The 10,581-nt window shown below is 62.5% G+C and carries 9 protein-coding genes; 5 read left to right on the plus strand and 4 right to left on the minus strand.

The window, feature by feature from the left end; genetic code table 11:
• On the minus strand, positions 1-371 hold a 371-nt coding region (locus HCZ87_RS13040; RefSeq protein ID WP_167644317.1), incomplete at its 3' end, for a hypothetical protein.
• Between the two features lie 282 nt (positions 372-653).
• Here HCZ87_RS13040 and HCZ87_RS13045 point away from each other — a divergent pair.
• Complete coding sequence (locus tag HCZ87_RS13045; RefSeq protein ID WP_167644327.1) at positions 654-1,490, plus strand: PhnD/SsuA/transferrin family substrate-binding protein; 837 nt, start codon at positions 654-656, stop codon at positions 1,488-1,490.
• Entirely contained in the window at positions 1,487-3,814 is a 2,328-nt protein-coding gene (locus HCZ87_RS13050) for a response regulator (protein ID WP_167644319.1), read from the plus strand. The genes HCZ87_RS13045 and HCZ87_RS13050 overlap by 4 nt, the downstream gene beginning before the upstream one ends.
• Here the strand turns inward: HCZ87_RS13050 and HCZ87_RS13055 are convergent.
• Genes HCZ87_RS13055 through HCZ87_RS13065 form a run of 3 tightly spaced genes read right to left on the minus strand, consistent with a single transcriptional unit; the run spans position 3,811 to position 5,770 of the window.
• Positions 3,811-4,542, minus strand: a complete 732-nt coding sequence (locus HCZ87_RS13055; protein ID WP_167644321.1) for a metal ABC transporter permease — start codon at positions 4,540-4,542, stop codon at positions 3,811-3,813. The genes HCZ87_RS13050 and HCZ87_RS13055 overlap by 4 nt on opposite strands.
• Positions 4,542-5,294: a metal ABC transporter ATP-binding protein gene (locus tag HCZ87_RS13060; protein ID WP_167644322.1), complete on the minus strand. Its 753-nt coding sequence runs from the start codon at positions 5,292-5,294 to the stop codon at positions 4,542-4,544. The genes HCZ87_RS13055 and HCZ87_RS13060 overlap by 1 nt, the downstream gene beginning before the upstream one ends.
• Positions 5,291-5,770: a Fur family transcriptional regulator gene (locus HCZ87_RS13065; RefSeq protein ID WP_167644323.1), complete on the minus strand. Its 480-nt coding sequence runs from the start codon at positions 5,768-5,770 to the stop codon at positions 5,291-5,293. Before HCZ87_RS13065 ends, HCZ87_RS13060 begins: the two co-directional genes overlap by 4 nt.
• Positions 5,771-5,873: 103 nt before the next feature.
• Here HCZ87_RS13065 and HCZ87_RS13070 point away from each other — a divergent pair, with 103 nt between their 5' ends.
• The 3 genes from HCZ87_RS13070 to modA form a co-directional block, all read left to right on the plus strand.
• Entirely contained in the window at positions 5,874-7,001 is a 1,128-nt protein-coding gene (locus HCZ87_RS13070; RefSeq protein ID WP_167644324.1) for a zinc ABC transporter substrate-binding protein, read from the plus strand.
• A 269-nt stretch (positions 7,002-7,270) separates the two neighbouring features.
• Complete coding sequence (locus HCZ87_RS13075; protein ID WP_167644325.1) at positions 7,271-9,784, plus strand: Hint domain-containing protein; 2,514 nt, start codon at positions 7,271-7,273, stop codon at positions 9,782-9,784.
• A gap of 83 nt (positions 9,785-9,867) precedes the next feature.
• Positions 9,868-10,581 (plus strand): molybdate ABC transporter substrate-binding protein (modA, locus tag HCZ87_RS13080; RefSeq protein WP_167644326.1); only part of this gene is annotated, 714 nt, incomplete at its 3' end.

Genomic DNA, 10,581 nt, shown 5'->3' on the forward strand with positions numbered 1-10,581 from the left:
AAACTGATCAGGGTGGCCTGAAGGCGCTGTAACTCTTCGGTTTTATGGCTGCGCCATTGCCAGTGGTTGGCCAGCGCCAGGGCGGCGACGAGGCAGACCAGCGCGCCAATCAGCTTGACGGGATATCTGCGGCTCTTTTGCCCCGGTTTCATGCCAAGCCGCGTTGCCAGAACCGTGCCAGCAGCAGAGAGCGCGGCCACAATCACCGCGAGAATCTGCGAAAGCGAGGAGACCGAGCCGAGCACAAGCTCCGGTGAGGGAATCGCATAGGCCGCGGGGGCGCCAAGCAGAAAAAAAATCGCAATTACACTTAAACAAAAACAAATTTTAACAAATGCTGTGATACAAGATGTTGAGTTTGGTGTAGTCACGAGTAACCCTTCTGAGAAAACTGGGGATCTTCCCCATGCGGTGGCGTGTCAAGAAAACGTCGTATTCCTTTCCAGATGGTTAATTTCTCTTCTTGCGAGTGACTCTTTGTTATTTTTCAACGCGTTTTTCGACGTTTCTTAGGGAAGAAGTACGCCGATTCATGCCGCGTTGAGCCAATACTTGCCACGGTGAAGACCGAGGAGGAGAGTTCGATGCCTGAAAGATGCCCGCCCCGTGTCGGCAGAGGAACAGGGCAGCCGCGCAGCGCTGGTCTGGGCTGGATGGTTGCTGTCTTGTTGCTGACGCTTGGTCTTTGTCTCGGCGCCGGTCAGCCTTTGCGCGCAGAGATTGCGTTGGTCTTTGGATCTTATGCGGCGGACAAGCCGTCGGCAACGGTGCGGCAGTATCGCCCGTTCCTGAGTTTTCTGGAAAAGCGGATGGAGGCCCGGCTCGGCGAGCGGGTGACCATTCGCATGAAGATCACCAAGGATTACGAGGAAAGCATCCGCGAGCTGGTTGCGGGTGAGGTGGATTTTGCCCGGTTTGGACCGGCCTCCTATGTGCACGCCAAGGCGCGCAACCCCGGTATTTCAATCATCGCGATGGAGTCAAAAGGCGGTGATAAGCGCTTCAAAGGGGTGATTGCGGTGCATCGGGATAGTACGATCGCGCAGGTGTCTGATTTGCGCGGCTTGTCCTTTGCCTTTGGCGATGAGCTGTCTACCATCGGCCGATACCTGTCGCAGTCCTTTTTGCTGGAGGCGGGGATTTCGTCGAAGGATCTGAAGGGTTTTGAATATCTGGGCCGCCATGATCTGGTCGGCGAGGCGGTGGGGGCCGGGAAGTTCTCTGCCGGGGCGCTAAAGGAGAGCACCTTTAAGAAGCTGGTTGAAAAAGGCGTGCCAATCCGGGCACTTGCATCTTTTGACAATGTTACGAAACCCTGGATTGCGCGCGCTGGTCTAGACGCTAGGGTGCAGGAGGCAATGCGGCAGGTGATGCTGTCGGAACAGAATGAAGAAGTGGTGAAACGCGTGTCCAAGAATGGATTCCTCGCGGGAACAGATGCGGATTATGATTTTGTCCGCGATGGGATGCAACGGAGCAGCGACTTTTGAAACTGCCGTTGCGAAACCTCCTGCAAAGCAGGGGGATCCTGTCTCAGGTCGTCGTGGCGATGTCGCTGGCGGCGCTTTTGGTGGTGGTGACGGTCGGCAGTGTCGCCCGCCGCTATGAGGTGCAGCGCGTCAGCGAGCAGCTGGGCGATCAGGCCAACCTCACCGTATCGCTGCTGAGCGGGCTGATGCTGGAGGCGATCATCGTCGAGGATGTGCCGGTGCTGGAAACCGGTCTGATCGAGGCGATCACCCGCTATCCCAAGATCCTGTCGATCCATATCGAAAGCAGCGAAGGCGAGGTCATTGCCCAGGCCTCCAACCCGGACTCGGATGCGGCGCAGGATTTCGTGATGTATCATCGGCCGGTGGAGTTCGAGGGCTTTGTCTTTGGCACCATGGTGGTGCAATGGTCCACCAAGGAGGGCAAGGCGATCGTGGCCGACAAGGTGCGCCAGACCATCACCTGGACGGTGCTTGCGGTGGTGGCGATGTCCTTGCTGACGCTTTATCTGGTGTTCCGCCTGGCGCTGAGCCCGCTTCAGGTGGTGCATGCCCGCATGAGCAATGCGGTCCTGCGCGAAAAGACCACCGATTTCCGCCTGCCCTGGTATGCCAGTCGCGAATTCCAGGCGTTGAACGAATCCGTCGCGGTGCTGGAAGACAGTTTCGCGGAACGCGACGAGCGGGAAGAGGCCCTGGTGGCCGCGCGGGAGCAGGCAGAGATCGCCAATCGCGCCAAGTCGGAGTTCCTGGCCAACATGAGCCATGAGATCCGCACCCCGATGAATGGCGTCGTCGGCATGGCGGAGGTGCTGCGCGAAACCGATCTGACCGCTGATCAGGAAATGTACACCGATACGATCGTCAAATCGGGCTATGCGCTGCTGACGATCATCAATGATATCCTCAACTTTTCCAAGATCGAGGCGGGCAAGCTGGAATTGCACCGCGAGGCTTTCAACCTGCGTTTGGTGGTCGAGGATGTGGTCACCCTGCTGGCCCCCAAAACCGCGGAAAAGCAGCTGCAATTCACCTTTCGCTTCGATCCCGAACTGCGGGAATGCTATGAGGGCGACGCCGGGCGGATCCGCCAGATCGTGACCAATGTGGTGGGCAACGCGGTGAAATTCACCGCCTCGGGCGCGGTGCATATTGATGTGACGGGAACCCCGCAGGGGGCGGAGACCGCCCTGCGGATCAGCGTCACCGATACGGGCATCGGCATCCCGGAAGAAAAGCTGGATCATATCTTCCGCGCCTTTGAGCAGGCCGATGGCGCCGCCACTCGCAGCTTTGAGGGCACGGGTCTCGGGTTGGCGATCTCGACACGGCTGTTGCAGATGATGAAAGGCGGCATCGAGGTGCGCTCGCGCGAGGGTGAGGGGTCGGAGTTCCTCATCGATCTGGTGCTGCCGCATAGCGAGCAGGCCGCGGTCGCGCCGCGGTCGGTGCAGCCGCTACAGGGTCTGCATGCGCTGATCGTCGATGATATCGCGCTGAACCGAAAGATCCTGGGCGAACGGCTGCGGTCCTGGGGGATGGCGGTGACCGAGGCGAGTTCGGCGGAGGAGTCGCTCTTGCGGCTGGCGGAAATGGGGGACAGCGGCGGCTCTTTTGATCTGGCCTTTCTGGATTTCCACATGCCGGAGCGCAGCGGCTATGAGCTGGCGCAACGGCTGCGGGCGCAGCCGGAGACCGCGCGGCTGCCGATCGTCTTCCTGTCCTCGGTCGATCCGGCGCTGTCGGCGACGATGCTGGCCGATATCGGCATGTGCCAGCAGGTGCTGAAGCCGGCGCGCTCTGATCGGTTGCGCAGCGTGATTGCCCAGGCGCTGGGTCTGGCGGAACATCGCGACAGCGGCGCGCCGCGCGAGCGCTATGGTCATTTGCCCAGCGGGCAGGCGCTGACGGTGCTGCTGGCGGAGGACAACCGCACCAACCAGGTGGTGGTGTCGCGGATGCTGCAAAACGAGAATGTGCAGATCGAGATTGCGACAAACGGCAGGGAGGCGGTGGATATGTACCAGAAGATGCAGCCGGATCTGGTGCTGATGGATATGATGATGCCGGTGATGGACGGGCTGGAGGCGACCCGCGAGATCCGTGATTTTGAACGCGACACCGGGCTGGGGCGAGCGCCGATCATCGCGCTGACCGCCAATGCGCTGCGCAGCCACGAGGAGGCCTGCCGCGCGGTGGGCATGGATGATTTCCTGAGCAAGCCAATCCGCAAGAAGGCGCTGCTGGAGACCTTGCAGGGCTGGGTCAATGCGGAGGCGGAGGAGGACGCGGATCGGGCCGAGCGGCAGGCGATCGACGGTTAGCGCCGTCTCGCCGCGCCGATCAGCGTCAACAGGCTGGAGCAGACAAAGAACACGGTGCCGGCGCTGACGATGGTTGGCCCGGTGGGCGTGTCCATCTGAAAGGACACGAACATGCCAATCAGCACCGAGGCACAGCCGACCACGCCCGCAAGCAGCGCCATCCGCTCTGGCGTGTTGGAAAACACCCGCGCGGTGGCGGCGGGGATCAGCACCATCTGTTCGCGCTGCGGCGCGATGCCCGAGGCGCGCGCCAGCTCGGGGTTGAGCGTGGCGGTCAGGAGCGAGGACCAGCGCCACCATAACAGTGGCAGGATCAGCGCGGCGCCCGTCCAGATCACCGCCAGATCACCGCGCGACACCGCCAGGATATCGCCAAACAGATAAGCCATGAGATCCACCCGCACCCCATGCAGGAAGGAGACCGCCACCAGGCCGAAGGCCAGCGCGCTATGGGCCAGAACGCCCAGCAGCGTGTCCATGGCATAGCCACGGCCGCTGAGAAAGGAGATCGTGCTGGCCATCACCAGCGCGGTCGCCAGCACCCCGGCAAAGATCGAGACATCAAAGCTCAGCGCCAGCGCGACGCCGAGGATCGAGGCATGCGCGGTGGCATCGCCGAAATAGGCCATGCGGCGCCAGACCACGAAACAGCCCAGCGGTGCGGCGGCAATGGCGACACCCAGCCCGGCCAGCGCCGCGCGGATCATGAAATCGTCGAGAAGGGTCATCAGTGGCTGTGCTCGTGCTGGTGGTCGCTGTCGGGGTGGGCGCAATCATGGCTGTGGTCATGCTCGTGCCGATAGAGCGCCAGCGTGCCATGGGTGCCGCTGCCAAAGAGGGCGCGATACTCCGGGGCGCTGGCCACATGCGCCGGAGCGCCTTCGCAGCAGATATGACCGTTGAGGCAGATCACCCGGTCGGAGGCGGCCATCACCACATGCAATTCATGGCTGACCATCAAGACCGCGCAGCCGACCTGGGCGCGCACGGATTCGATCTTCTCGTAGAAGGCGGCGGAGCCGTTCTGGTCGAGCCCCTGCGTCGCCTCGTCGAGGATCAGCAGATCCGGGTTGCGCAACAGGGCGCGCGCCAGCAGCACCCGCTGGAACTGCCCGCCCGAGAGCTGGGTCATCTGTTGCGCGCCAAGATCAGGCACCCCGGCCTCTTGCAGCGCGGCACGGGCCTCCTTGTCGCTGATGCGGGTCGGCAGGCTGAGGAAGCGGCGCACGGTCAGCGGCAGGGTCGGGTCGATATGCAGTTTCTGCGGCACATAGCCGATGCGCAGCCCCGGCGCCCGGTGCAGGCTGCCGCTGCTGAGCGAGAGCGCCCCGATGATGCTGCGCAGCAAGGTCGATTTGCCGGAGCCATTGGGCCCGAGAATGGTGACGATCTCGCCCTTGTCGATGTGGAAATCGACGTGCTCCAGAACCGGGGCGCCGCTGTGGCGGATGCTGGCGTCTTGCAGCGTCACCAGCCTCATGCGGCGCTTCCCTGGCATTTCGGGCAGAGGCCCTCTGCCTCGACCACGGTGCGTTCGATCAGGAATCCGGCGGCGCGGGCGGCCTCGCCGAGCTGGCCCTGCATCGGTTCACGCTGGGATTCCGCCACGTTGCCGCAGTTGCGACAGATCATAAACACGGGGGTATGGGTCTCGCCCGGATGCATGCAGGCGATAAAGGCGTTGAGCCGCTCGATCTTGTGCACAAAGCCGTGGGTGACCAGAAAATCCAGCGCGCGATAGGCCACCGGCGGCTGCGAGCCGAGGCCCTCATTGCGCAGATATTCCAAGATCTCATAGGCGCCGAGCGCGCGGTGGTTCTGCAACAGGATCTCCAGCACCCGGCGGCGCACGGCGGTGAATTGCAGCTTGTTGGCGCGGCAATAGGCATCGACCTTGTCCAGCCCTGTCGCGATACAGTGGCTGTGATCGTGTTTGGCAAAGCCGATGCTGTCCATGGGATTCCCTTGAGCCGGTCATTTTTGCCATTGATATGTTACAACATGACAATTATCAAGCAGCACAAGAGTTATGATATAACGCATCACGTAGGAGCCTGATATGTCCATTCGTTCTGTCCTTTCGGCGGCGATCCTGAGCAGCCTTGCAGCGCCTGTGCTGGCGGAAGCGCCCCGGGTTGTCACCGATATCGCGCCAATCCAGGGTCTGGTGGCGCGGGTGATGGAAGGGGTCGCGGAGCCGGATGTGCTGGTGCCGCCGGGCTCCTCTCCGCATGGCTACAGCCTGCGGCCCTCGGATGCGCGGGCGCTGTCCTCGGCGGATGCGGTGTTCTGGATCGGTGATGCGCTGGAACCCTGGCTGGAGGACTCGATCTCGCAGTTGGCGGGGCAGGCCAGCGTCACCGCCTTGCTGGACGCCCCGGGCACGAAACGGCTGATGTTCCGGCAGGAGGCCGTGTTTGGCGCAGAGGACCATGAAGATGGCCATGACGATCATGACCATGCGGCGCATGAGGATCACGATCACGATCATGATCATGACGCGCATGCAGACCATGACCATGACCATGCAGACCATGACCATGGCGACCACGGCCACGAGGACCATGAGGCTCATGAGGATCACGATGGCCATGACCATGCGGCACATGAAGGGCACGATCATGAGGGACATGATCACGCGGATGCCGGACATCATGATCACGATCACCACGGCGTCGATCCGCATGCCTGGCTGTCGCCGGAAAACGGCAAGCTCTGGCTGGCGCTGATCGCAGAGGAGCTGTCGCGGATCGACCCGGACCATGCAGAGATCTACCAGAGCAACGCGCTGGCCGGGCAGGTGGAAATTGACCACGTCGTGCAGGCGCTGGCAAAACAGTTGCAGCCGGGGCAGGGGCGCTTTGTCGTTTTCCATGACGCCTATCAATATTTCGAAACTAGCTTTGGGGTGCGGTCCCTGGGCGCGATCTCTCTGGGGGATGCATCCGACCCCAGCGTGGCCCGAATTGCGGCGCTGCGCGATGCGGTCGCCGAGGCGGGTATCTCCTGCGCCTTCTCCGAGCCGCAGTTCAACGCCGGGCTTGTCCAGGCGGTGACAGAGGGCATGGACGTGAAGGCGCTGGTGATTGATCCGCTGGGCACAAAAATCGCTCCCGGCCCTAATTTTTATGAGGAATTATTGCAGGACGTCGGCGCCGCCTATGTGGCCTGTCTGACGACCGAATGAGCGTTTCAGGAGCGGCGCGACCGGGCGCCGCACTTGCCCTAACGTAAGATTACAATCACAGGGTTCTGGCGGATCTTCGCCCGGGGCCCTGCGGTTGTGTATTATGTAAAATGTCCCGGATTTGCCGCGTGCCTGCCTTTATTGGACCTTAAGTAATTTCACATACACCTGTCCGAACCCGTGATGCGAGGGGGGCGGATGGCGTGACTGTCAGCTGCTTGTCTCTCTGATCGTGGTGAATGCATCGTCGCGCCGATCCAGGACAAGCAATGGCAAATTATACCCTAAATGGCTTTTCGACTGCGGCGCTGATCAATCAGGGCGGCGGCGCAATTGGCACCGGGTCGCTGGTCAATCTGGATGCGACCTGGGACGTATCCGACGACGCGCTGAACTATCAGATCACCGATGATGACAGCCGTTTTGACAACAGCGATACCCAGAGCGGCACCGTCACCGACGCCTATGGCAACCCGGTTGATTCCGGCAATACCACCCTTGGCACCGCCTATGTTCTGGACAGCGGCGCGCAGACGATCACGGTCTATGAGGTGCTGGTTGATGGTGTTCCGACGGGCTATGTCTCTGACAGCTATATTTTCCCGGGTGTCACCTATGAGGTGACCTCCACCTATGCGGTGGATCCCGGCACCGCGCCGGAATATGGCGCGATCCAGACCCAACAATACGACCCGGATGATCCGAATTTCCCTCCCGGCGGGGATTACGCCGATGAGCTGAGAACCGGCGCCGGGGATGATATTGTCGGTGCCGGGGCGGGGGATGACACCGTCTATGCCGGCGAGGGCGATGACCAAATTCACGGCGGTGCGGGCTCGGATCTGCTTTATGCCGAGGGTGGCAACGACAGCATCTGGGTCTATGAAAGCGACGGCGACGCGACAATCGACGGCGGTACGGGGTGGGATACCCTCTATTTCGTCAATGATCTGTCGAGCGATGGCGCCAATCTGACATTCACGGGCGATGGCGCGGGCAGCTACAGCTTTTCGGGCTCCGGGACCTTCAGCAATATCGAATCCTTTGTGCTGACCGACAATGCCGATGTGGTAGATGCGTCGGCGGATACCGCTGGTGTCGAGATCGACGCGATGGCGGGTGATGATACGGTCACGACCGGATCCGGCGCCGATACGATCTGGAGCAGCGAGGGGAACAACCTGCTGCAATCCGGGAGCGGCGCCGATGTCGTTGTTGCCGGCACTGGCAATGATACGATCTATTACGGCCCCGGCGGCGCCACGCAGGCGGATGGCGATTATGTTGTCGGCGGCGATGGCAATGATCTCATCGACGATGAAGCCAGTGTCGAAGATGCCTATGTCTATGATGACACCATCTATGCCGGCGCGGGCAATGATACCATCTATACGGGCGGCGGCGATGATTTCGTAGACGCCGGCAGCGGCGATGACCTGATCGTCGACGAGATGGGCAGTGACACCATGGATGGCGGCGAGGGGCATGACACCTTTCGCCTGCGCGACGACAGCGGCGATGATCAGGTCACCGGCGGCGCCGATGCGGATACCTTCCGCTTCTTTGGCAATTGGGGCAGTGACACCGTTTTTGGCTCCGGCACCGCGACCACCGGCGCCGACTATGACGTGCTCGATTTCGTGGGTGCCAATTCTGGCGTAACGGTCACCTTCACCGATTGGGAAGACGGCACCGCGACGGACGGGACCAATATGGTCACCTTCGACGATATCGAAGGGATCATCGGTGGCGATTTCAGCGACAGCATTGATGCGTCCGCGGATGGCAGCGGGCTGGTGCTGGATGGCGATGCGGGGGCCGATAGCATCATCGGTGGCAGCGGCGCCGATGTGATCATCGGCGGCAGCGGGGATGATACGCTCACCTCCGGTGCCGGCGAGGACACGCTGGTGGTTTCCGACGGTCACGGCTCGGCGCTGATCACCGATTTTGACCTCGGCGATGATGATGATGACGGGTTTACCAACGATCAGTTTGACGTTTCGGACCTGACCAATGCATCCGGTGATCCGGTGACGACCAGCGATGTGATGGTCCGCGACGATGGCTCCGGCAATGCGCTGTTCACCTTTCCCAATGGCGAGACGCTCGTTCTTCAGGGGATTTCCCCTGCCGCGGTCAGCAGCCCGGCGCAGCTCTATGCCATGGGTATTCCCTGTTTCCTGTCGGGCACGCGGATCATGACCCCCTCCGGCGAACGGCCGATTGAAACGCTGCGCGAGGGCGATCTGATCGCCACCGTGAACGCCGGGCCGCAGCCGCTGCTATGGCATGGGCGTCGCGCGCTGAGCGAGGAAGAGCTGCGCCAGCGACCGGAGCTGCGCCCGATCCTGATCCGCAACGGGGCGCTTGGCAATCGCGGCGATCTCCTGGTTTCGGCGCAGCACGGGATGGTGGTGCGGGATCGCGGGTTGGTGCGCGCCACCCATCTGTTGGACCACGCCGATGGGCGGGTGCGCCGCGCCTTTGGCAAGCGGCAGGTGACATATCATCATCTGCTGTTGCCGCGCCATGCCATCATCCTGGCCAATGGCGCCGAGAGCGAGAGCCTGTTTCCCGGCCCGCAGGCGCTGGCAAGTTTTGACCCAGCGGCACGGGCGGAGCTTTTCAGCCTGTTCCCCGGGCTTGCGGCGATTCTGGCAGAAACGGACCCGGCCAAGGCGCGGCCCCTGTGTACGCGCCTTTATGGTCCTTCTGCACTGCCCTATCTGCGCGGGCGCGACCTGAGGGCGATGTCGGGCGCGGATTTGCTGCACGGCTGAGCCGAGGGTCGGCCAGCATGGCTTGCACCCGCGCGTGCAGCTTCTTAGTTTGTGTCGAGGCACAGGCAGGATGGTCGGGACAGATGACAGGCAGATTTTTTGCGCGGCTGGCCCCGGAGATCGTGCTTCTGGCGGCGATGCTGGCGCTTTTGTCGCCGCGTCCCGGCGCCGCCGCGCCCTTGCGGGTCTTTGCCGCGGCCAGCCTGAAAACCGCGCTGGATCAGGCTGCCGCGCTCTATGAACAGGAGACCGGCCAAGCGGTGAAACTCTCTTATGGGGGCTCGTCGGCGATGGCGCGGCAGATCTCCCTCGGCGCGCCCGCGGATGTGTTTCTTTCGGCGAATGAAGCCTGGCTGGCCTGGCTGGCGGAGCAAGGCCTGATCCGCGCGGACAGCCGCCGGGACCTTTGGCGCAACCGGCTGGTGGTGGCCAGTGGCCCCGGCGCGGCGCAGGGCGCGCCCATAGAGCGCCTGACGGATCTGCCGGGCGCACTTGGGACGCGGCGGCTGGCGATGGCGCAGACCAACGCGGTGCCCGCCGGGATCTATGGCAAGGCCGCGCTGGAGGGGGCCGGGGTCTGGCCCGCGCTCGCCCCCCATCTGGCCCAGAGCGAGAATGTGCGCGCGGCACTTGCGCTGGTGGCGGCGGGGGCGGCGCCCTATGGGATCGTCTATCAAACCGATGCGCAGGCCGACTCCCGGGTCTCTGTCGCGCTGTTGATCCCGGAAGACCTGCACCCGCCGATCGTCTATCCAGCGGCGATCGTCGCGGGGTCCGATGCAGAGGGCAGCCAGGAT

The organism is Phaeobacter sp. HF9A (genome assembly GCF_011806385.1).
In the GTDB taxonomy this organism is placed as follows: Bacteria; Pseudomonadota; Alphaproteobacteria; order Rhodobacterales; family Rhodobacteraceae; genus Epibacterium.

What these genes read in the sequence shown, in the direction of transcription:
- HCZ87_RS13075 (WP_167644325.1), top strand. Translation starts at nt 7,271, where the DNA reads ATGGCAAATTATACCCTAAATGGCTTTTCGACTGCGGCGCTGATCAAT.
- HCZ87_RS13060 (WP_167644322.1), bottom strand. Translation starts at nt 5,294, where the DNA reads ATGAGGCTGGTGACGCTGCAAGACGCCAGCATCCGCCACAGCGGCGCC.
- HCZ87_RS13045 (WP_167644327.1), top strand. Translation starts at nt 654, where the DNA reads ATGGTTGCTGTCTTGTTGCTGACGCTTGGTCTTTGTCTCGGCGCCGGT.
- HCZ87_RS13055 (WP_167644321.1), bottom strand. Translation starts at nt 4,542, where the DNA reads ATGACCCTTCTCGACGATTTCATGATCCGCGCGGCGCTGGCCGGGCTG.
- HCZ87_RS13065 (WP_167644323.1), bottom strand. Translation starts at nt 5,770, where the DNA reads ATGGACAGCATCGGCTTTGCCAAACACGATCACAGCCACTGTATCGCG.
- HCZ87_RS13070 (WP_167644324.1), top strand. Translation starts at nt 5,874, where the DNA reads ATGTCCATTCGTTCTGTCCTTTCGGCGGCGATCCTGAGCAGCCTTGCA.